Genomic DNA, 20,739 nt, shown 5'->3' with positions numbered 1-20,739 from the left:
TGTACGCAGTCTGTTTGCACAAGCGCAAAGCCTGACTCGGCAGAAGCGGCACCCGAGCCGGCTATACTGCAGGCGATGGCGAATTTTTGCTGCACCCGTTCGGCCCGGCTTTTCCAACAATATCTCAAAAATGGTACATACATGCTTGCATCCGCGACCTCTACCTCGGCACTACGCCGCCTTGGCATTAGCCTGCTGCCCCTGCTGCTCAGCGCCTGTGCCAGCCAACAGGACACGCCGCCGGAGGGCACCGGCATCGCCAACAGCCTGCTGCGCGGCGAACTTGAGGATGGCCACTACCGCGCCGCAGACGGCAGCTTCAGCGTCGACACACCTTTCAGGCCGGGCAGCGACGCCTACAGCCAGATGCACATCGGCGAATCCTTCGACATCAGCGAAAGCCAGGTGCAGTTCACCTCCTCGGCTGCGCCCATTGAGGTGTATCGGGTACATCTGTTCAAGGGTGATCTGCCAGCCGATGGCGAACTCTATCGCCAGGCCACCGCCCAGTATTTTCAGTTGTTCGAGGAGCGCTACCACACCACGCTGGAACCCATCAACCTGCAGGATCACCGCATCAGCGGCGTAAGCGCCACCAGCGCCACCTTTGGTCAGCATATTCCACAGCGCAGCGCGCTTGGCCTGAGCGCCGAGGCTGTGGATATCTGGCACAGCTATTATTATCTCGAGCGCGGCGATAACGCCGCCTTTATCTGGATCAACCGCCCGCAGCCGGATCAGGCTGGTGCCAGTGCGGGCGCCGAAGAGCGCATCGAGGCCTTCATCGATTCATTCGAGCTGACCAGTAAAGCGCTGCGTTAAGGTTTTGCGAGGAGCGTCTCAGGTCCGCTTGCCGTGAATCGCTATACTGCCGGGCCATTCAGGAAAGGACCTCCGATGCCGGCTTTGAAAACCCTCCTCGCGCGCCTGCCCCAACTCGATCTCAGCCGCGGTTTACTGCTGTTCGGTTTTATCTTTGTGGTATTCGGCGCCACACTCGCGGTCAGTCTGGGCGGCAGTATGCTCTGGCGATACCAGGCCACCGCCGACTGGCAACAGGTGCCTGCCGAACTCAGCCAGCTGGAACTCCTCGGCAGCCGTGGCCAGTCCCAGAGCTGGCAGGTAAAGGCCCGCTACCACTATGAATTTGCCGGTAACACTTACAGCAGCGAGCAGGTCGGGCTGAGCAACGGCTCCGACAGCTTCGAGCGATACTGGCAACAGCTGCATGAGGCATTAGCGCGCAGCCAGGAATCTGGCCGGGTGCAGGCTTGGGTAAACCCCGAAGAACCCGCGCAAGCGCTGCTTACACGCCAGTTGCATGTGCCACTGTTGATGTTCAGCGGGCCTCTGGGCGGCACCATCTTGCTGATGGGCGTCGGCATCATGTGGTTCGGCTTTCGCACCAGAGCAGATGGCAGCCTGAAAACCATCGCCCGCCAGGGCATATCCAGCGGAACGGGCGAAAGCGCCCGCCTGCTGATCTGGTTTGGCGGGCTGTTCACCCTGGCCTGCCTGCCGCTGCTTTTTGCCCTTCCCCCCGCCGTGGCCGAAGGCAATCAGCTGATACTGATCTGGTTGCTGCTGCCGCTGATCGGCGTTGGCTGCTTCTGGGCGGGGCTGCGCGCAGAACGTCGTTACAACCGGATTGGTGCTACGCGGCTCTTCCCTGACCCGCTACCGGGATATGCCGGCGGACAAGTAGGCGGGCATTTTCTGCTAGCTCAGGGAGAGTGGGTAGAACCGCCGCGTATCCACCTGACCTGCGTGCATGTGTATCAGGTTTGCAACCCTCTCTCCGGCGGCAACGACCAGAACAAAACACAAACCCACCGGGTGCCTCTCTGGGAGCAGGAAACACAGGCTTACTGCCGCCCGTCAACCAGAGGCGTAGACACGCACTTTGTGTTCGACGTGCCCGCGCATCTGCCCGCGACCGGCGATCACCCCGATGCCGAGGGAAGCATTCATTGGCAGGTGCGCTGTGACGGGGTGGTCCGGCAGGTCGATCGCAGCCACAGCCCGCATACCCGTGCCACATTGCTTGGCAGCCCCGAACAGCACGTTCAGTTCGAGCGCGGGTGGGAGCTGCCGGTAGCAGCAGGCCAGGGGCGTGCGCAGCGCGCCGTGGTACAACCTTCCCGCGAGCAACCCCGGCGGGCCGCCGAACCAAAGAGCGAAGCAGCACCGGTAGCCATGGAGCAAACCGCCACCGGGCTGCGCATCAAGGGCAAGCGCGACATGGCTGTTCTGATGGTGGTGGGACTCTGGGTTCTCGGGCTAAGCTTTTCTGCATTGGGCGCAGGTTTGGTGTATCTGGCGCTCAATGACCATGTGCTGCTCTGGCTACTTGGCCCACCGCTGCTGCTGATTGGCCTCGCGGTGCTGCTTGCCGCGCTGATCTGGCCGGGGCTCAGCGTGACCAGCGTGGTATCGGCCGGGCAGATATGCGCGATCAGAAAGTGGTACTTTCTGCCGCTGCGCCGACGCTGCATCGTGGTCCATTCGCGCGATCAGTTGCAGCTGCACCACAGCATGACCCGTATCGACGACCAGGGCACTGTCCACAGCTTCACGCTGATGCTGCAGGCGGGCGACGAAGCCATTCGCCTGACCGGCCATATCGCCGGCCGTGATGCTGCCGACGCCGTGGGCAAACGGGTCCTTGATCAACTGTTTCCCCATGCACAGCCTACTCTCCCTTTGTAGCGCGCAGACCAACAGGATAAGATTCGCCTACGCGAATTCGAGTCGGTCGCTACGGTCGATCGCCCTTCGGATAGGAACGCCTGCGCCAGCGCGTTCATGCACACCCATTTATCCATTAGCAGCCTGGCCCGCGCCAACCACCCGCGCCGGCCGGGCCGATATATGTTCAATCAGGATCCTACCAATGCGCCGTCAGTTGTCCATCCTCGCCCTCATGCTCTGTGTTGCTGTCATACAGGGCTGCGCTACCTACACCACGCCAGCCGGCGGGGTAAATATTCCCGCCCTGGGCGATGGCGATATTGCCGAACTCATGACAGTGGAGCCGGCTGCGCAGTTTCCCGCACGCATTGCCGTAGCGCGTGTGCAGTCCTCAGGCTACAGCTCACGCACCAATGACAGCCAGGGCGGTGGCCGTTACAGCGTGGTCACCACCCGCGACATCGAGAGCGAAGCCGACTTCAGCAAACTGGCGGGGATGGAGATGGTCGCCAGCGTGGCCCCGGTCGGCCGCCTGCTGCTGCCCGAGCAGCTTGACAGCATCAAGGATCTGCGTCTTTCGGCGGCGAGCCTCAAGGCGGACATGCTGCTGATCTATTCGATCGACACCGCCTTCCACATCGAGGGCGAAACCCTGGGCCCGCTCACCGTTGTCACCCTGGGCCTGCTGCCAAGCAAGCAGGCATTTGTCGCCTCAACCACCTCTGGTCTGCTGGTCGATGTACGCAGTGGCTATGTGTACGGCGTGGCCGAGGCCACCGAGCGTGACGAAAAGCACACCAATGTCTGGGACAGCTCCGCTGAGATGGACCGCGCCCGCGTGCTGTCCGAGGCGGCCAGCTTCCAGCAGTTCATGAATGAAGTAGGCAATCTGTGGCAAGCGACGCTGCGTCAGTATGCGGTGAGCGAGCCCGTGCTGGCGCCGCCAGCCGCTCCCCCGGCTCCGCAAATACCCGCGCCAGCGGTCCCCGCCATGCTGGAGCCAACGCCTAGCCAGGAAACCTATACCTTCTGAGGCCGTCCCAGCGGCCTGCGCCGCCGAAAACGCCTCAGCCGGGGGCGCGAGTTCGGGCTGAGCTGCGCCCGCTTCCGCGCTAGTGATTGCCGATCGCACAGGTGCAATTTGCAGTTGCGGTGATAATTTTTCGCCGAGACCCGCCAGCTCCGTTAAACTTGCCAGATAAAAGCAATCTGCCGCCGGCAGCCTGGAAGTCTGACTACGGATGAACGCTCGACGCCAATGGAACCGCCTGACCAGGCTGTGGCTACTCTGCCTCAGCTGCCTGCTGGCGACTGCAGGCCAGGCGGCAGCGGCCACGCTGCTTGATCCCGTCGCGCAAATCCCACTGAATGCCCGGCTGTACAGCTACCAACACCAGGGTACTGCGCTCGACCTCGACGGCGCGCAACAAGCCTGGCGCCAGCAGGCTTTCGCCCCGCCAGACCACAGCCAGACGGCCAGCAACTTCGGCCTGACCAACGCACAGGTCTGGCTCTACACCGACTTTGCCACCCCAGCCGATTGGACGGGACGCTGGCTATTGGAGGTGGGGCACGCTTCGCTGGATGCGGTGGATCTTTATCTGGCGCGCGACGACGAACCTTTTGTACACCAGCACTCTGGCGATCAGGTGCCTTTCACCGAGCGCAGTATCAACCATCGCAACCACGTCTTCGATCTCGGGCTGACACCTGACAGCCATTACCGGCTGTTCATCAGCGTCAAGTCCGAGGGCACCCTGGCCGCGCCGGTGACGCTATGGGAAGCAGACGCACTCTGGCGGCACGATCAGCTCACCTATTCAATATTGAGCATCTACTACGGCTTGTTGCTGGCGCTGCTGATCTACAACCTCTTTCTGTACCTGTCGCTGCGTGATCGGCTGTATCTGATTTACGTCGCCTTTATCAGCTGTCTGGCCATTGGCCAGGCAGGCCTTTCAGGTCTGGTGGGGCAGTTCATCTGGCCGCACAATGCCTGGCTGACCAACATCTCCCCCACCGCGGCGGTGTCGGCCGCCGGCGTTTTTGGTGCGCTCTTTGTCCAGTGCTTTCTTGCCGACACCCCCAGGCGCCTGCGCTTGCAATGGCTGATGCCCGTGATCAGCAACGCCTACTTCCTGACGTTCTGCTGCACGATATTCTGGTCCTACCACCTGGGCGCGATCGCGGTGAACCTGATTTCGCTGTTGTTTGCCGCCAGCGCCTTCTTCCTCGGCGTGGTCAGCTTGTATTTCCGCGAGCCAGGCGCCCGCTTCTTTGTGCTCGCCTGGGTCTCCTTTCTTTCCGGCGTGACCATCATCTCGCTGCATAATCTGGGCTTGCTTCCATCCAATGTGCTCACGGCCAACGCGCTGGCTATTGGCTCTGGCCTGGAAATGTTATTGCTCTCGCTGGCACTGGCCGACCGCATCAATGATATTCAGCGGGCCCGCGACCACGCCCAGGCCCAGGCACTGCAAATACGCCAACAGATGCTGGAAAACGTACGCGAGAGCGAGCGTCTGCTGGAAGCCAGGGTAGCGGAGCGGACGCTGGAGCTGGAGCGGACCAATCGCCAGTTGCAGCAAAGTCAGCAGTTACTGGAGCAGCAAGCCAGACACGACGCTCTTACCGGGCTGGCCAATCGGTCGTTGTTGAACGAGCGGCTTGTCGAGGCCCAGGCCAGGGCAGATCGGCAGCAGCAAAGCTTTGCCCTGGTGGTTGCCGATCTGGATCGCTTCAAGAGTATCAATGACCGCTTCGGCCACGCAGCCGGTGACGAGGTATTGATCGTAATCGCCAACCGCCTGAGCACGGCGGTGAGGGCCAGCGACATGGTCGCCCGCATGGGCGGGGACGAGTTTGTGCTGGTGCTGGAATCACTGCAGGAGCACGCCGACCTGCAGAGTTTCAGCGCCAAGATCCGCCAGGCGGTCTGCTCTCCCATTGTCCTCAGCGGTGGCGAGACAGTGCAGGTAGGTGTGAGCATTGGCGCGGCCTTCTACCCGGAGCAAGCCGCCAGTGTAGAACTGCTACTGCTGCGGGCAGACAAGGCCATGTATGCCGAAAAATCCACCGCCTGAGCAGCGGCGCCACGGTGGCCTGCGCCGCCGCTGGCTGATCGCACTTGCCGTGGTGCTGGGTCCTGCCAGCGCGGTGCAGAGCCAGCCATCCCCGCCACCGGTCAATGAGTGCGTGATATTGCTGCATGGGCTAGCGCGCACCAGCGCCTCCATGGAAAGCTTGCAACAGGCACTATCGGCCGCCGGCTATCAGGTGGTCAATCATAATTATCCCTCGCGCCAGCATCCCGTGGCGGAACTTGGCAAACTGGCCATTGGCCCCGCATTGCAGGCCTGCGCGAGCGAAAGCCGGGTGCATTTTGTCACCCATTCATTGGGTGGCATTGTGCTGCGCTACTACCTGCAGCAGGAGCCGCTGCCGCAGCTGGGCCGCGTGGTCATGCTGGGGCCACCCAACCAGGGTAGCGAGGTAGTGGATGAACTGCGTGAGCTGCCCGGCTTCGCCTGGATCAACGGCCCGGCGGGTCTGCAACTGGGCACCGGCGCTGATGAACTGCCGCGGCAGCTGGCCAAGCCGGAATTCAGCCTGGGTATCATCGCCGGCACCCGCAGCATCAATCTGTTGTTATCCACCCTGCTGCCCAACCCCGACGACGGCAAGGTCTCGGTGGCAAGCACTCGGGTTGACGGCATGACGGACCATATCAGCCTGCCGGTCACGCACCCGCTGATGATGCGCGATGAGGAGGTGATCGCCCAGACCCTGCATTTTCTGGCGGCCGGGCGCTTTACTCATCCGCCCAGCGCCCGGCCACGCTAACATGAGGGCGAAATGCCCGAGATGTAATGGATGCGCACATGCTGATCAATACCCTGACCGACCTCAGTGTGATGCTGCTCAGCATCACACTGCTGTATCTGAGCATGCTCGCCTATGCGCGGCGGCGCCAGCCGAGCTGGCATGGCGTCCTGCAGCAACGCAGAGCGCTGACGCTGCTGTTGCTGACGCTCAGCGTGATTGCAATAAAAATCAGCAAGGAGGTCCTGGGCGGCCATACCAGCGAGCTGGACATCGCCCTCTTGCAAGGTATTCACCGGCACAGCTCCGCGGCCGCCGAACGCTTCTTTCAATGGGTTACCCTCACCGGCTCGTCGCGCTTCCTTACCCCGCTGGGCGCACTGCTGACTGCGGCGCTGCTGCTGTCGCGGCATCATCGGGAGGCCTTGCTGTTATCCGTATCGATGATCAGTGGCGCGTTGCTGGTAACCGGCATCAAACTGGCGGTCGCCCGGGAGCGCCCCGCGCTCTGGGCCACCGACTGGCATTGGAGCTACAGCTTTCCCAGCGGCCACACCATGGGAGCCGCGGTGTGTGCTACCGCGCTGGCGCTCTGCGTCGCCCAACTATGGCCCGCGATGCGCAGACCGGCAATGTTTCTGGCGGGGGTCTGGATAATCCTGGTCGCCTCCTCGCGTCTGGTGCTCGGGGTACATTGGCCAACCGACGTCCTGGCTGCCGCCTGCCTGGGGATAGTCTTGCCCATTTTGCTGCGTCTGGGGGTAGTGGCTGGCGGACTGCTGCCGCCACGCTGAGCATCGCTTCTTTCCCGGCAAATCGCCGCCGCCATATCAGCGCGCCAGACCCCGCGGCAGCATAGCCTTCAGCGGCAGGGTTGCTCTGCAAAAACCCCGCCTGCTGATCCGTCATATGACTATAATGCCATCATGGCACTCGGACACGGACCGTCTCTTTACAGTTGTCGCCCAGAGGTCGTGCTGCATGCATAAGTTCACCTAATGAGTTCAATAAGCTCTACTGCTCCGCCTGTTTCCCAGGTAATCGACATGTTGCTGGATGCGGTTTGCATGGTCGATGAACAGGGCAACTTCGTTTACATCAGCGCCGCGTGCGAACGCATCTTCGGTTATACCCCAGAGGAGCTGGTGGGGCGTCGCCTGCTTGAACTGGTTCACCCCGATGACATGGAGCTGACGCTGGCCACTGCGCAGCGGGTGCGCGAGGGTGAGCTGATCCCGCACTTCGAGAACCGCTATCTGCGCAAGGATGGCGAGATCGTGCACATCATGTGGTCTGCGCGCTGGTCCGAAGGCGACAAGCTGCGCATCGCCGTGGCGCGAGACATTACCGAACGCAAGCGCTACGAGGCCATGCAGGCAGCCGGTTACGCCATATCGGAGGCGGCCAACGTCGCCGTTGATCTGGATTCGCTCTGTGCCCAGGTGCACCAGGTAATCAAACAGCTGCTACCGATAAACCTGTTCAGTCTGGCGCTGCACGATCCGCACAGCGGTGAAATTGCCTTTCGCTATCACCGCAGTGACAACAGTCCGGCACTGCAGCGCCTCGACATAATCACCGACAGCAGCACCATGCCGGAGAGCCTGTCTCCAGCCGATCAGGCCCATTGGCTGGGCGTGCCCTTGCTCACGCAGGAGGTAGCCTTTGGCGCCATGGTGTTGCAACGGCAACCCGACCGGCCGGCTTTCAGTGAGCGGGATCGCACCCTGCTACAGCACCTGGCCACCCAGGTAGCGGCTGCGGTCCAGCGGGTGCAGCTGCAGGCACGCTTGCAGTTTCTTTCCCATCATGACCAGTTGACCGGCTTACCCAACCGCATGCTGCTGAGCGACCGTCTGGCCATGGCGCGCGAGCGCGCGCAACGTCAAGGTAGCCCGGCGGCAGTGCTGTTTCTCGACCTCGACCGGTTCAAGGCAGTCAACGACCTGCTGGGGCACGCCATCGGCGACCTGCTGCTACAGGAAGTGGCCCGGCGCCTGCGCAGCGTGGTTCGCAGCACCGATACCGTGGCCCGCATGGGCGGTGATGAGTTCGTCATATTGCTGGAAAACGTCGGCGCAATCGAAGAGGCCTGTCGCGTGGCCGACAAGGTCTGCACCGCTCTCGGTGAGCCCTACCATCTGGGCGCTCAGACGGTGCGCTGCGGCCCCAGCGTCGGCATCGCGCTGACACCACCACAAGCCGAGGATATGGAATTGCTGCTCAAACGCGCAGACCAGGCCATGTACCGAGCCAAGGAACAGGGCGGCAGCCGGTACGTCCTGGCAGATTGAGCGCCCAGCCCTGGCGCGCCGGGCGGGTGCTTTGGCACGCTGCGCAGGTATCAGGGAACCAACATTTGTTTGGCAGACCTAAGCACTAGACCCGCCTGAATCCTCAGGCGTCCCCGGCCACGGTTATGCAGACGGCTGATCACCTTCAATCAGGGTAACGGAATGCCTCCCCATACCGCTGTTCCCCATACCGACGTGCCACATACCGAAGAGTCCAATAGCGGACTGTCGCACGCCGGAGTGAGCCATGCCGCTACGCCCTTGCCCGAGCTGCGTGGTGACGAAACCTTCTACATCGTGCTCAATACCGGTTCTGGCAAACACACAGGCTCCGAGGTGCAGGACAGCATCAGCGCCGTACTGAACGCAGCCGGGCGCAACTTCAAACTGCTGCAGGTGCACGGCGGCGCAGGCCTGGAAGCAGCAGCCAATGAGGCAGTAGCGCTGGCGCGTGCCAATCGCGGGGTAGTAGTCGCCGCTGGCGGCGACGGCACGCTCAATGCGGTCAGCAATGTCGTGCTGGGCACGGGCCTGCCCTTCGCCATACTGCCGCAGGGCACCTTCAATTATTTTGGCCGCACCTTCGGCATCTCGCAGGATACCGAGACCGCCACCCGCTGCCTGCTGGATGCGGTGATCGAACCGGTTCAGGTCGGCATGCTCAACAACAAGGTGTTCCTGGTCAATGCCAGTCTGGGTCTGTATCCCGATCTGCTGGAGGATCGCGAAGCCTACAAACAGCGTTACGGCCGCAGTCGCTGGGTCGCCTTGTGGTCGGCGCTGGTCACCCTGTTCCGCGCCCATCGTCAGCTGTCGGTCACCCTGGACTTCGAGGGCACCACCAGGCAACTGCGCACCCAGACCATAGTGGTGGGTAACAACGCCCTGCAACTGGAGCATATTGGCGTGCATGAAGAGGTAGAGCTGCAACACGACCACCTGGTGGCGATGACCGCCAGGCCACTGAGCACGCTCGCGCTTTATACCCTGGTGGCCAGAGGCTTGCTCAGCCGCATGGGCGATGCCGAAAACCTGATCAGCTTCGGCTTCAAGAAGATGACCGTGCGTCTGGGGCCCACACGCAGGCGCATCAAGGTGGCGATGGACGGCGAAATATTCTGGCTGCGCGCTCCGCTGGAGTTTCGCGTACCCGACCAACCACTCCCCTTGCTGGTACCCAGGGATGAGAGCCAACGGGAGCGCGCATGACATGTCTACTGCATATTTCTGACCCGCACTTCGGCACGGTGCAGGACCCGGTCGCAAGCGCGCTGATGCACTTGGCCGAGCAACAGCGCCCGGACCATGTACTGCTCAGCGGCGATATCACCCAGCGCGCGCGGCGCAAACAGTTTGCCGCCGCGCGTGCTTTCACCGAGCGCCTCCCGGCGCCGGTGCTGGCCGTGCCGGGCAATCACGACATCCCGCTATTCAATCTGTTCGCCCGGCTGGTGCACCCCTATCGCAATTACTCCCGCGAGTTCGGCAGCGACCTGGAGCCCGTGCTGGAGACCGAGCAACTGCTGGTGGTCAGCGTGAACTCGACCAAACCCGCCCGGCACAAGAATGGCGAGGTAACCCCGGCGCAAATAGCACGGGTTGCTGCGCGTCTGAAGCAGGCCCGCCCGGGACAGTTGCGGATTGTGATGCAGCACCACCCAGTGCGAGCTATCGAGGAGTCAGACCAGTCCAACCTGTTGATCGGCCGCGCCGAAGCCATCCCCGAGTGGGTCGATGCCGGGCTGGATCTGTTGCTGGCCGGCCACATCCACCTGCCTTACATACGGCCGTTGAGCGGCCGGCACAGCCCGCGTCAGGGTTGGACAGCCCAGGCGGGCACCGCGCTGTCGGCGCGCGTGCGGGGCAATATTCCCAATTCGGTCAACCTGATTCGCCATCAATGCCGTGACGGCCTGCACGAGTGCAGCGTGGAGCGTTGGGATTACAACGCTACAGAACACGTCTTTGAGCTGTTCAGCGAAACCGACCTGGCACTGCACCGGAGCGACTGAGAGATGCGCTTGTTTCGCTCCGGCTTTGCCGCGTTTCTGGTATGGCTGCTGCTATTGGGACTGTTCGCGCTGTTGCAGCCGTGGTGGACGCTGCCGGCCCATTGGGACCCGCGCGCGCCGCTGAGCCTGCAAGATCCCATCACACCGGTTACGCGCTGGAAGATGCAGCGCCTGGAAAGCGCGCCCCAGCAATGCCTGGCGCTGCTGGAAAGCGCTGCAGACGAAGAGCTGCAGCACCTGCCGTTGGAAGACTACACCCCGGTCGCCGGATGTCCCTTGAGTAACGTGGTGCGGGTCGAGCGTACCGGTGTGCGCTTCAACGCCCCCTTCACCCTGACCTGCCCGGTAGCGGTCAGTTGGCTGATGTTCGAGCAGCAGCGCCTGCAATCTCTGGCGTTGCAGCATCTGGGCTCGCCCATTACCCGTATCGAGCATTTTGGCACCTTCGCCTGCCGCAATATCTATCACCGGGAAAATGCCCGGCGCAGTGAGCACGCCAGCGCGGCCGCCTTCGATGTTGCGGCCTTCACTACCCGCAGCGGTGTGCAGGTCAGCGTGCTGAAAGACTGGGACAACGGCAAGGCTGCCAACAAGTCACTGTTTTTGCGCGAAGCGCACGATGCGGCCTGCGATTACTTCGGCACCGTGTTGGGACCGGAGTACAACGCTCCGCACGCCAATCACTTTCATTTCGACAATCGCAACTTCGGCTACTGCCGCTAGGGTCACCTGCCAGGGCACCACCGCGCTGCCCCGCACCGGTGTGTTGCAGCCATGGCCATTGTTGGTGGTGCCGCAAGCCCGCTAAACTGCCCCTCCGCCCGAATCAGCCTTGGAGTCCCATGTCGGATCTGTCGTTTTACCAACTGGCCCTGATAGGTCTGATTTTCGTCTGGAGCGGCTTTGTGCGTTCCGGCCTCGGTTTTGGCGGCGCAGTGCTTTCACTGCCTTTTTTGCTGCTGGTGGATAACGACCCGCTGGTGTTCCTGCCACTGATTGCCGCGCACCTGCTGCTGTTCTCTTCACTGACGATTTTCATGAACAACCGCAAGCGCGCGCCCAGTGCCGACGGCGCGGTGCGTGAAAGTACCGTCGACTGGCGCTATCTGTGGCGCATGCTGGGCATCATGATAGTGCCCAAGCTGATTGGCGTGCTGGGTCTGCTTACGCTGCCCGCCAGCGTCATGAGCATCATCATTTTCTGCATAGTGGCCGCCTACGCGGTGTCCTATATTCTCAACCGGCCCTTTCGCAGTAACAGCAAGCTGGTCGACACCCTGTTTCTGATGCTGGGCGGCTATGTCAGCGGCACCTCATTGATCGGCGCGCCGCTGATCATCGCCGTCGCCGCGCAACACGTGGCCAAGGAAAAGCTGCGCGATACCCTGTTCGCGCTCTGGTTCATTCTGGTGGCCATCAAGATGGCCGCGTTCATCTATGCCGGCGTCGATCTGCAGTTGATCCACCATTTGTGGTTGCTGCCCTGCGTCACGGTCGGCCATTTCATCGGGTTACGCTTCCACGACCACATGCTCAAGGGCGAAACCGGCAGGTTCTTCCGCGTGCTGGGTATTACCCTGCTGATAATCAGCTGCATCGGTTTGTGGCAAATTCTCGCCAGCTAGGTTCCGCAGGATGACAACCCGCCTTTGCCGGCTATGCTGAGCGGACCTCAACGCCTTTGGAGCCCAACTGCATGACCATGCTGACCCTGTACACCAATGCCCAGTCGCGCGGCCGTATTGCCCACTGGATGCTGGAAGAGACCGGCGCCACCTACGAAACTCGCTGGCTGGCCTACGGCCCGGAGATGAAAAGCCCGGAGTATCTGGCCATCAACCCCATGGGCAAGGTGCCGGCACTGGTGCACGGCAGCGCCGTGGTCACCGAGTGCGCCGCCATCTGCGCCTATCTGGCCGACCGTTTCCCGGCCAACCACCTGGCGCCAGCGGTAGACGACCCCCGGCGCGCTACCTATCTGCGCTGGCTGTTTTTTGCCGCAGGCCCGCTGGAAACCGCCGTCACCGCCAGATCACTCGACTGGCAGGTACCTGAAGGCCGCAGCCGAATGGCTGGCTTTGGCAGCTATGCCGACACCTTGAATGCGCTCGAAGATGCCCTGCGTGAAGGCCCCTGGCTCTGTGGCGAGCAGTTCACCGCGGCCGACGTGTACCTTGCCTCGCAACTGGGCTGGGGCATGATGTTCGACACCATTGAAAAGCGCCCGGTGTTCGAGCGCTACGTTGCCGCCGCCTACGCGCGTCCGGCCAATATTGCCTCGGACCGGTTGAACGGAGCCTGACCGGCAGGCTCAGCAAACCAGCGTCTGCTCACTCATATCCACTGGATCAAGGTAGCGGATTCTAGCGGTCTTGAAGCGCAGATCCACGCTCAGATGGCAGTAGTGCTCACCGTGGCGCCAGGCCATGGCGACGCTGCTGTCGTTGGAGTAATTCAACTCGAAGCGGCCATCAAAGGCCGGGTGCGTGTTGCGAAAGCGCATCAGCTTCAACAGACGCTGTACCACCGGCTGCTCTATCGCTTCATCCACCTCCCACAGGCTGTAGTAGTGGCGGTTGATGTCGCGCAGCTCGCCGGTCTGCTGCATCAGTTGCTCGTCGTTACAACCAGCCAGCAGGCCCACATAGTAGACCTGCGGGATGCCGGGGCAGAAGAACTGCACCGCGCGCGCGGCGATATAGGCATCATCGTTGCGCATCAGGGCATCGTAGAAGGTACAGGTCAACTGATAAATGGCGCCCACGCTGTTTACCTTGGCTGCAGAACGCCGCAGTATCGGGTCGGCGCTGCGCTGGCTGATGTTGTCGATCAGGCCCTTTATCTTCTCCTCCGGCAGCACCCCTTCCACATCGGGAATGCAGATGCCGTCATGGGTATCCAGAACCGTGACCATGTTGCGCGGACACATGCGCAGCCAATTCTTCAGGTAGGTGCTGTTGGCGTCGAGCAGCGAGTAGAGCATCAGCGGCGGCAGGGCAAAGCCGTAGGGCCGCATGTTGCGCCGTGCAATGGCGTACTGGTAACTGCTGTGATCGTGCACCTCCGGCAGGCACTCTGCACCATGGCGCAGCGCAACCTCATTGATCCGTTCGAGGATGCGATATACCTCGGGCTCGACCAGAAAGCAGCTGGTACCCATGCGCTTGGTGGTGTAACCAAAGGCGTCCAGACGCAGGAGCTTGACGCCGCGCGCGGTAAGGAAGCGAATGTAGTCTTCCATCAGTTCATAGGTGAGCGGCGATTCGTAGTTGAGATCGATCTGCCGCTCCGTGAAGGTGCACCAGACCCGCGCGCTGCTGCCGTCGGCCAGCGTCAGTTGGCGAAAAGGCTCTTTCTCCTTACGAATGTGAATTCGCGCCAGGTCATCCGGTGTGATTTCGCCAAAGCGGTCGACGTGCACGAACAGCTCGGCGTAGGGCGAGTCGAAGCCCTTGGCGATAAAGTCGAGAAACTCGGCAGACTGGTCGGAGATATGGTTGACCGTCAGATCACAACACAGGTCATAGGCGGCGGCCAGGCGCTCGATATCGTCCCAGCTGCCAAACTCCGGATCCACTTCCTTGTGCGTCAGGGGTGAAAAGCCGCCATCGGCGTTGGAGGGAAAGAACGGCAGAATATGCACACCGCCAATGGCCTCGGCCAGGTGCTTGTCGAGCGTGGCATGCAGGTCGCTCAGATTGCGACCAATGCGGTTGGGATAGCAGATCAGCTGCACAGCGTTGCGTAATGGCACAGGCGGCTTCCTTGTTCTGGGCAAAGGACGGAAGGGGCGCAACCTGGCGGTTTGGCCGCCGGATCAGTCCCATGAACTCTACCCAAAACCCTGCAAAAATCGCGCCTCTAAACCGATCGAGAGGTGTTGCTCAGCGCCCCTGCTCAGCGTCCCTGCTTGATCGCCCGCGGCGCTCATGCCGCAGTGCCAGAGCGTACAACAGCAAGCCGCCCAGGGCGGTCGCGGCGCCCACGTAACCGGTCGAGGTCCAGCCGAAGCCGGCGACTATGGCCATGCCGCCCAGCCAAGGGCCCAGCGCATTGGCGATATTGAAGGCTGCGTGATGCGCCGACGCCGCCAGTGTCTGGGCATCGGCGGCTACGTCCATCAACCGCGTCTGCAGCGGCGGCGACAGCGCCACCATGGTGCCGACCGCTACGGACGCCAGCAGTATGCTCCACAGCGCCTGCGCCGCCAGCGGAAACAACAGCAACACCAGGGTGCTCCAGACCAACACTACACCCACCGCCTTGAACTGCAGCTTCTCGAACAACCAACCACCGGCCAGGTTGCCGATAATGGCGCCCACGCCAAAGGCTGCCATGGCCAGCGGTACCATGCTGCGTTCAACCCGGGTCACGTCCAGCAGGGTCATGGCCAGATAGCTGAACACGCAGAACATGCCGGCAAAGCCGATGGCGCCGATACCCAGCGCAAACCAGACCTGCGGCCGGCGAAAGGCCTGCAACTCGGTGAGCGGATTGCTGGGTTTATGCTGCGCATCCAGCGGCAGGAACAGCGCTATCATCACCACCGTCAGCAAGGCCATGACGGCCACCGCGACAAAGGCGTAGCGCCAGCTGATGGATTGCCCCAGCAGGGTGGCCAGCGGGTTGCCGACGAGGATGGCCACGGTCAGCCCGAGCATTACCTGACTGACCGCTGCGGCGCGCTTGTGCGGGGCTACCAGCGAGGCCGCCACCAGCGCCGCGACGCCAAAGTAAGCACCATGTGGCAGCCCGGCGACAAAGCGCGCCAACATCAGACTGTGGTAATCCGGCGCCAACGCGCTGGCCAGGTTGCCAAAGGCGAAGAACAGCATCAGCAACAGCAGCAGATGCCGCCGACGCAGGCGAGCGCCAAATACAGCCAGAATAGGCGCACCGACCATCACGCCCACCGCGTAGGCACTGATCACGTGCCCGACCTGCGGCTCGCTGACTTGCAGATCCAGGGCCATGTCGGGCATCAGTCCCATGATCACGAACTCGCCGGTGCCGATGGCGAAGCCGCCTACCGCCAGCGCTAGCAGAATCAGCCAGGAGGCTACCCTGGCTGGCAGCGGCGTGACTGCGGATGAGCTTTCCAGAGAGGAGTTCGACATTCGGCTTTCCTGTGGCGCAGAGGCAAAAGCGGCCGATTATTCGCGCTTTGGGCCCGCAGGTGAAGCCTTGTCGGACAGATTCGGCAATAATTTGCGCAATTCGTCTGAAAACCTTCTGTTTCGCCGCTTCAGGGCTGTTTAAGCGGGTGATATTCGCGGCTACGCCGCGCCCCAAAAGCGCATTGGCGTTGCTATCCGGTATGCTCAGGGTCTTTGCCGGGGACATCCGATGTGGGAGCTGACAAGTTACGCGGGACTCTTTCTGATTGCCCTGGGCGCCGCCACTGTGCTGCCGCTGCAATCGGAGTTCGCGCTGGTCGCCCTGCTGGTGCAAGGGCATTACCCGGTGTCGCTGCTGTTGCTGGTGGCCACCGCCGGCAATGTGCTGGGCGCCATCATCAACTGGGTTTTGGGGCGTTATCTCGAGCGCCTGCAACACAAACGCTGGTTTCCACTGAAGGCCAAGCAACTGCATCGTGCCCAGGCAAGTTATCAACGCTGGGGTTACTGGTCACTGCTGATGAGCTGGGCACCCTTTGTTGGCGACCCGCTGACCATAGTGGCCGGGTTGATGCGCGAGCCGCTCTGGCGCTTCACCCTGATCGTTACCCTGGCCAAGGGTGGGCGCTACCTGTTGCTGGCAGCTGCCACCCTTGGCTGGATGCCAGCCGAGACTGCCGTCTGACTGCTGCCCTCCCGGCAGCCTGCCGAGTTCAGCGCAGCGACTCTATATACAAGGCTTCCACCTTGCTGCGTGCCCAGGGTGTCTTGCGCAGAAACTTGAGACTGGAGTTGAGGCTTGGCTGACTGAGAAAGCAGTTGATGGGTATGCGTCGGCCCAGCTCCTCCCAGCCATACTGCTCGACCAGCGCAGTGACAATCGCCTTGAGGGTGACGCCGTGCAAGGGGTCCGGGTTTGCGGTATCACGGGGGTCCTGGGTCATCAAGGCATCCTGAAGTACTGTGCCAGCGCCGCCGAAGGTGCTCGGAGCGCAGAGGGAAAGCCTGTATTCTACCCGCCCTATCTTCCTTGCCCAGCCCTGTGGCGCAAATGCGCAGCGCAGGCAGCCGTGCCTGAACGGAACTGCAAATGAATGACTCTCTGGTATTGATTGGTCTGAGCAACCCCAAGAGCCCCACCAACATGGGCGCGGTGTTGCGTGCCGCCGGCTGCTTCAATGCCGACGCTGTGCGCTACACCGGCACCCGCCATGACCGCGCTGCACAGTACAGTACCGATACCAAACAGGTCGCCCGCCGCCTCCCGGCCACGCGGGTGGAGTCGCTGCTCGAAGCCTTGCCGGCAGATACCCAGGTGGTGTGCATCGAGCTGGTCGAAGGCGCTGTGCCCTTGCCGCAGTTTGTGCACCCGGCCCGCGCCCTGTACCTGTTCGGGCCGGAAGATGGGACTTTGGAGCAGGCGCTTGTCGATCGTGCCGACGCTGTGGTCTATATCCCCACCCAGGGCTGCCTCAATCTGGCCGCCACGGTGAACCTGGTACTCTATGATCGGCTGTGCAAAGACCCGACCCACGAGCAGGGCGACGCCCTGATCCGCCGCAGCCGGGATACCAACAACAATGTTAGAATCCGCGCCAACCCAGCCACCCGAGCCAAGCCCTGACCGTGTCCGACGCCACCACCGATTTTGATGTGATAGTGCTGGGCGCAGGCGCCTCGGGGTTGTTCTGCGCCTTTACCGCCGCCCAGCGCGGCCGACGCGTGCTGGTGCTGGAGCGTGCCAACAAGATCGGCAAGAAGATTCTCATGTCCGGTGGCGGACGCTGCAACTTCACCAACCAGCTGGTCGAGCCAGGCAACTTTCTCTCGCGCAATCCGCACTTCTGCAAATCGGCGCTCAAGCGCTACAACCAGTGGCAATTCATCGCCCTGGTGGAGCAGCACGGCATAGCCTATGAAGAGCGCAAGCACAGTCAGTTGTTCTGCAAGGACTCGGCCAAGCAGATAGTCGCCATGCTGGAAGATGAATGCATAAGTGCAGGCGTCGAGATACGCACTCAATGCGAGCTGCAGCGTTTGCAGGCGGTGACCGAAGCCGACAGCAATCTACGCTACCGCATGGAGCTGCTGCATAACGGGCGTGCGCAGCGGCTTGGCTGCAACTCGGTGGTAGTGGCCACCGGTGCCCTCTCGGTACCTACCCTGGGCGGTTCCGGCATGGGTTACGAGCTGGCCGAGCAGTTCGGCTTGCGCCTGGTGCCACGGCAGGCCGGCCTGGTGCCCTTCATGTTCAGCGACGCCATGAAGCCGCTCTGCGAGCGCCTTTCCGGTCTGGCACTGGATATCGAGGTCAGCTGCAACGGCCAATCCTTCAGCGAGGCCATGCTGTTCACCCATCGCGGCATCAGCGGTCCGGCGATTCTGCAGATATCCAATTACTGGGCCCCGGGCGACGAGATTTGCATAGACCTGCTGCCCGGTATCAATGCGCTGGACTGGCTGCTACAGGCCAAACAGACACAACCACGCAGCCGCTTGAAAACCTGCCTGGGGCAGCACTTGGCCAAGGGCCTGGTGGGCGAATTGCAGCAGTTGTGGTGGGCACAGGAAGAGGACACGGCGCTGGCCGAATTCAGTGACCGCCGACTCACCGAGCTTGGCCAACGACTCAACGCCTGGCGTCTCAAACCTTCGGCCACCGAAGGCTACCGCACCGCTGAAGTTACCCTGGGCGGCGTGGATACCGATGATATCAGTTCCAAAACCATGGAAGCCAAACAACAGCCGGGCCTGTTCTTTATAGGTGAGGTGCTGGATGTGACCGGCCATCTGGGCGGCTTCAATTTCCAGTGGGCCTGGTCCTCGGGGCATACCGCCGGGCTTTTTGCATAGTAGGCGCAAGCGCACCCCTAGCTCCCCAGAAACATGCTCGTGCGCTGCGCTTTTTTGCGCCGCCCTGGCCAGTCTTGTCTACACTGAGGCAAACCCTGTTCCCAGCCGGCGGCGCCCTGCCGAGCGCGCCCGGTTAATCGGATTTGATGCTTTGACAAGGAGCACGCATGACCGTCATTCCCCGCCTCGCCCGCCTTCCTCTGGCAACCCTGATCAGCACACTCGGCCTGTCCACTGGCGCCTTCGCCGCCGTCGACAACCCCGCTGACACGATTTTTTACGGCGGGCCCATCCTGACCATGGACGATACCTACCCGGACGTGGAGGCCGTGGCGGTCGACGATGGCATCATTGTCGGCGTGGGGACGCGCACTATGCTGGAAGCGGATTTTCGTGGCCCCGACAGCCAGTTGCGCAACCTCAACGGCCGCACCCTGATCCCCGGCTTTGTCGATGCCCACAGCCATCTATCCTTTGTTGGTGTGCAGGCGGTCTCGGCCAACCTGCTGCCGGCGCCGGATGGACCAGGCAATTCGATAGCCGCCATCCAGCAAGCGCTGCGGCAATATCTGGCGAGCAGCACTCGCGCGCAGGATTACGGCGTATTGATCGGCTTCAACTATGACGATTCGCAGCTGCTGGAACAGCGCCACCCGACCCGTGCCGAGCTGGACGCTGTTTCCACCAGCATCCCTATCATGACCATTCACCAGTCCGGTCATCTAGGGGTCTACAACAGCAAGGCGCTGGAAGTGCTGGGCATCAACGCCAGCACGCCGAATCCCGAAGGCGGCACCATTTACCGCGAAGAGGATGGCGTAACACCCAACGGTTTAATGGCAGAAAATGCGCATATCGCCGCGCTGATCAAGCTGCTACCCAAGTTCACACCGCAGCAAAGCCTGGATATGCTGATGCAGGCCCAGCAAATCTATCTGGCCAACGGCTTCACAACCATCCAGGATGGCCGTACCTCACCACAGACCTTGCAGGGGCTGGCACAGGCTGCCAAGGCGGGCTACTTCAAGGCCGATGTGGTGGCCTACCCCGACCTGGTAGCCAACCTGCAGGACCCCATGCTCGACGGCCCGCTGATGTCGCGCAACTACACCGATCATTTCCGCATTGGCGGCGTGAAGCTGACCTTTGACGGCTCGCCGCAGGGCAAGACCGCCTGGTTCACCCACCCGTATTTTCAGCCGCCCGAACATGAAAGCGAAGGCTACAGTGGGCACCCGCTGTTCGCCGACGATGCCCAGGCCCGCAGGCTGATGGAACTGGCCTATACCAACGGCTGGCAGGTCATGGTGCATGCCAACGGCGATGCCGCCATCGATCAGTTGATTCGTCTCACCGATGCGGTGCAGCGCGAAATCCCCGAGATCAGCGACCGCCGCACGGTATTGATTCACGGCCAATACCTGCGCGCCGATCAGATTCCGCAACTGGCCACGCTCGGCATCTTTCCTTCGCTATACCCCATGCATACTTTCTATTGGGGGGACTGGCACCGCGATTCGGTCGCAGGCCCGGAGCGGGCGCGGTTCATCTCACCGACTGGAGCGGTCTATCGCTCGGGTATGAAGTTCAGCATTCACTCCGATGCGCCGGTGACCTTTCCCAACTCCATGCGCATTCTGCAGAGCGCGACCAATCGCGTGACGCGCAGCAACCTGATCCTGGGCCCGGAGGAGCGCCTGGACGCGCTCACGGCCTTGAAAGCGATGACTATCTGGCCTGCCTACCAGCACTTTGAAGAGAACAGCAAGGGTTCGATCGAGAAGGGCAAGGTGGCCGATCTGGTGGTGCTGTCGCATAACCCGGTGACCCTGCAGCGCGAACAGCTACTGGGTGTGAAGGTGCTGGAAACCATCAAGGGCGGCACAACGGTTTACCAAGCCGAAGCCCAGCAGCCAGCGAGTCAGTAGACTACCGCCACCTGAGGTTGGC

The 20,739-nt window shown here is 62.0% G+C and carries 19 protein-coding genes; 16 read left to right on the top strand and 3 right to left on the bottom strand.

The window, feature by feature from the left end; translation table 11 throughout:
• Positions 1 to 141: 141 nt before the first annotated feature.
• The 12 genes from V7756_RS01250 (at position 142) to V7756_RS01195 (ending at position 13,121) form a co-directional block, all read left to right on the top strand.
• Positions 142 to 822, top strand: a complete 681-nt coding sequence (locus V7756_RS01250) for a hypothetical protein (RefSeq protein ID WP_335608349.1) — start codon at positions 142 to 144, stop codon at positions 820 to 822.
• 75 nt (positions 823 to 897) lie between these two features.
• Entirely contained in the window at positions 898 to 2,709 is a 1,812-nt protein-coding gene (locus tag V7756_RS01245; protein ID WP_335608348.1) for a DUF3592 domain-containing protein, read from the top strand.
• 184 nt (positions 2,710 to 2,893) lie between these two features.
• A complete protein-coding gene (locus V7756_RS01240) occupies positions 2,894 to 3,724 on the top strand; it encodes a hypothetical protein (protein ID WP_335608347.1) in 831 nt (276 codons plus the stop codon).
• Between the two features lie 208 nt (positions 3,725 to 3,932).
• Positions 3,933 to 5,774: a diguanylate cyclase gene (locus V7756_RS01235; RefSeq protein ID WP_335608346.1), complete on the top strand. Its 1,842-nt coding sequence runs from the start codon at positions 3,933 to 3,935 to the stop codon at positions 5,772 to 5,774.
• Entirely contained in the window at positions 5,752 to 6,534 is a 783-nt protein-coding gene (locus tag V7756_RS01230) for an esterase/lipase family protein (protein ID WP_335608345.1), read from the top strand. The genes V7756_RS01235 and V7756_RS01230 overlap by 23 nt, the downstream gene beginning before the upstream one ends.
• Before the next feature lie 38 nt (positions 6,535 to 6,572).
• Positions 6,573 to 7,307 carry a phosphatase PAP2 family protein gene (locus V7756_RS01225; protein ID WP_335608344.1) on the top strand — a complete coding sequence of 245 codons (735 nt, stop codon included), beginning with the start codon at positions 6,573 to 6,575 and terminating at the stop codon, positions 7,305 to 7,307.
• A 204-nt stretch (positions 7,308 to 7,511) separates the two neighbouring features.
• A complete protein-coding gene (locus V7756_RS01220) occupies positions 7,512 to 8,807 on the top strand; it encodes a diguanylate cyclase domain-containing protein (protein WP_335608343.1) in 1,296 nt (431 codons plus the stop codon).
• 162 nt (positions 8,808 to 8,969) lie between these two features.
• Positions 8,970 to 10,016 carry a diacylglycerol/lipid kinase family protein gene (locus V7756_RS01215; RefSeq protein WP_335608342.1) on the top strand — a complete coding sequence of 349 codons (1,047 nt, stop codon included), beginning with the start codon at positions 8,970 to 8,972 and terminating at the stop codon, positions 10,014 to 10,016.
• Positions 10,013 to 10,819 (top strand): metallophosphoesterase family protein, encoded by an 807-nt coding sequence (locus tag V7756_RS01210; protein ID WP_335608341.1) that lies wholly within the window; start codon positions 10,013 to 10,015, stop codon positions 10,817 to 10,819. Before V7756_RS01215 ends, V7756_RS01210 begins: the two co-directional genes overlap by 4 nt.
• Positions 10,820 to 10,822: 3 nt before the next feature.
• Positions 10,823 to 11,542, top strand: a complete 720-nt coding sequence (locus V7756_RS01205; protein ID WP_335608340.1) for an extensin-like domain-containing protein — start codon at positions 10,823 to 10,825, stop codon at positions 11,540 to 11,542.
• 119 nt (positions 11,543 to 11,661) lie between these two features.
• Positions 11,662 to 12,444, top strand: coding sequence for a sulfite exporter TauE/SafE family protein (locus tag V7756_RS01200; protein WP_335608339.1), 783 nt, complete (start codon positions 11,662 to 11,664; stop codon positions 12,442 to 12,444).
• A 71-nt stretch (positions 12,445 to 12,515) separates the two neighbouring features.
• The gene (locus V7756_RS01195) at positions 12,516 to 13,121 is read left to right on the top strand and encodes a glutathione S-transferase family protein (RefSeq protein WP_335608338.1); all 606 of its coding nucleotides are present in this window, start codon (positions 12,516 to 12,518) and stop codon (positions 13,119 to 13,121) included.
• Between the two features lie 9 nt (positions 13,122 to 13,130).
• Here V7756_RS01195 and gtfA read toward each other — a convergent pair whose 3' ends face one another.
• Complete coding sequence (gene gtfA, locus V7756_RS01190; RefSeq protein WP_335608337.1) at positions 13,131 to 14,573, bottom strand: sucrose phosphorylase; 1,443 nt, start codon at positions 14,571 to 14,573, stop codon at positions 13,131 to 13,133.
• Positions 14,574 to 14,703: 130 nt separating this feature from the next.
• On the bottom strand, positions 14,704 to 15,936 hold the full coding sequence (locus V7756_RS01185) for an MFS transporter (RefSeq protein WP_335608336.1): 1,233 nt from the start codon (positions 15,934 to 15,936) through the stop codon (positions 14,704 to 14,706).
• A gap of 229 nt (positions 15,937 to 16,165) precedes the next feature.
• Here V7756_RS01185 and V7756_RS01180 point away from each other — a divergent pair, with 229 nt between their 5' ends.
• A complete protein-coding gene (locus tag V7756_RS01180) occupies positions 16,166 to 16,621 on the top strand; it encodes a YqaA family protein (RefSeq protein WP_335608335.1) in 456 nt (151 codons plus the stop codon).
• A 28-nt stretch (positions 16,622 to 16,649) separates the two neighbouring features.
• On the opposite strand, the gene V7756_RS01175 is transcribed toward V7756_RS01180, so the two are convergent.
• The gene (locus V7756_RS01175) at positions 16,650 to 16,880 is read right to left on the bottom strand and encodes a VF530 family protein (RefSeq protein WP_335608334.1); all 231 of its coding nucleotides are present in this window, start codon (positions 16,878 to 16,880) and stop codon (positions 16,650 to 16,652) included.
• Positions 16,881 to 17,026: 146 nt separating this feature from the next.
• Between V7756_RS01175 and V7756_RS01170 the strand changes: the two genes are divergently transcribed.
• The 3 genes from V7756_RS01170 (at position 17,027) to V7756_RS01160 (ending at position 20,717) form a co-directional block, all read left to right on the top strand.
• Positions 17,027 to 17,560 carry an RNA methyltransferase gene (locus V7756_RS01170; RefSeq protein WP_335608333.1) on the top strand — a complete coding sequence of 178 codons (534 nt, stop codon included), beginning with the start codon at positions 17,027 to 17,029 and terminating at the stop codon, positions 17,558 to 17,560.
• Between the two features lie 2 nt (positions 17,561 to 17,562).
• Positions 17,563 to 18,789: an NAD(P)/FAD-dependent oxidoreductase gene (locus V7756_RS01165; protein ID WP_335608332.1), complete on the top strand. Its 1,227-nt coding sequence runs from the start codon at positions 17,563 to 17,565 to the stop codon at positions 18,787 to 18,789.
• A gap of 167 nt (positions 18,790 to 18,956) precedes the next feature.
• Entirely contained in the window at positions 18,957 to 20,717 is a 1,761-nt protein-coding gene (locus tag V7756_RS01160) for an amidohydrolase (protein ID WP_335608331.1), read from the top strand.
• Positions 20,718 to 20,739: the final 22 nt, after the last annotated feature.

It is taken from the genome of Halopseudomonas sp. (assembly GCF_036961105.1).
Classification (GTDB): domain Bacteria; phylum Pseudomonadota; class Gammaproteobacteria; order Pseudomonadales; family Pseudomonadaceae; genus Halopseudomonas.
Note: the sequence above shows the minus strand (reverse complement) of the source record. Positions and strands in the feature narration are given on the sequence as shown.

What these genes read in the sequence shown, in the direction of transcription:
- V7756_RS01235 (WP_335608346.1), top strand. Translation starts at nt 3,933, where the DNA reads ATGAACGCTCGACGCCAATGGAACCGCCTGACCAGGCTGTGGCTACTC.
- V7756_RS01210 (WP_335608341.1), top strand. Translation starts at nt 10,013, where the DNA reads ATGACATGTCTACTGCATATTTCTGACCCGCACTTCGGCACGGTGCAG.
- V7756_RS01185 (WP_335608336.1), bottom strand. Translation starts at nt 15,936, where the DNA reads ATGTCGAACTCCTCTCTGGAAAGCTCATCCGCAGTCACGCCGCTGCCA.
- V7756_RS01175 (WP_335608334.1), bottom strand. Translation starts at nt 16,880, where the DNA reads ATGACCCAGGACCCCCGTGATACCGCAAACCCGGACCCCTTGCACGGC.
- V7756_RS01170 (WP_335608333.1), top strand. Translation starts at nt 17,027, where the DNA reads ATGAATGACTCTCTGGTATTGATTGGTCTGAGCAACCCCAAGAGCCCC.
- V7756_RS01180 (WP_335608335.1), top strand. Translation starts at nt 16,166, where the DNA reads ATGTGGGAGCTGACAAGTTACGCGGGACTCTTTCTGATTGCCCTGGGC.
- V7756_RS01205 (WP_335608340.1), top strand. Translation starts at nt 10,823, where the DNA reads ATGCGCTTGTTTCGCTCCGGCTTTGCCGCGTTTCTGGTATGGCTGCTG.
- V7756_RS01200 (WP_335608339.1), top strand. Translation starts at nt 11,662, where the DNA reads ATGTCGGATCTGTCGTTTTACCAACTGGCCCTGATAGGTCTGATTTTC.
- V7756_RS01250 (WP_335608349.1), top strand. Translation starts at nt 142, where the DNA reads ATGCTTGCATCCGCGACCTCTACCTCGGCACTACGCCGCCTTGGCATT.
- V7756_RS01215 (WP_335608342.1), top strand. Translation starts at nt 8,970, where the DNA reads ATGCCTCCCCATACCGCTGTTCCCCATACCGACGTGCCACATACCGAA.
- V7756_RS01230 (WP_335608345.1), top strand. Translation starts at nt 5,752, where the DNA reads ATGCCGAAAAATCCACCGCCTGAGCAGCGGCGCCACGGTGGCCTGCGC.
- V7756_RS01195 (WP_335608338.1), top strand. Translation starts at nt 12,516, where the DNA reads ATGACCATGCTGACCCTGTACACCAATGCCCAGTCGCGCGGCCGTATT.
- V7756_RS01220 (WP_335608343.1), top strand. Translation starts at nt 7,512, where the DNA reads ATGAGTTCAATAAGCTCTACTGCTCCGCCTGTTTCCCAGGTAATCGAC.
- V7756_RS01240 (WP_335608347.1), top strand. Translation starts at nt 2,894, where the DNA reads ATGCGCCGTCAGTTGTCCATCCTCGCCCTCATGCTCTGTGTTGCTGTC.
- V7756_RS01245 (WP_335608348.1), top strand. Translation starts at nt 898, where the DNA reads ATGCCGGCTTTGAAAACCCTCCTCGCGCGCCTGCCCCAACTCGATCTC.
- V7756_RS01160 (WP_335608331.1), top strand. Translation starts at nt 18,957, where the DNA reads ATGACCGTCATTCCCCGCCTCGCCCGCCTTCCTCTGGCAACCCTGATC.
- V7756_RS01225 (WP_335608344.1), top strand. Translation starts at nt 6,573, where the DNA reads ATGCTGATCAATACCCTGACCGACCTCAGTGTGATGCTGCTCAGCATC.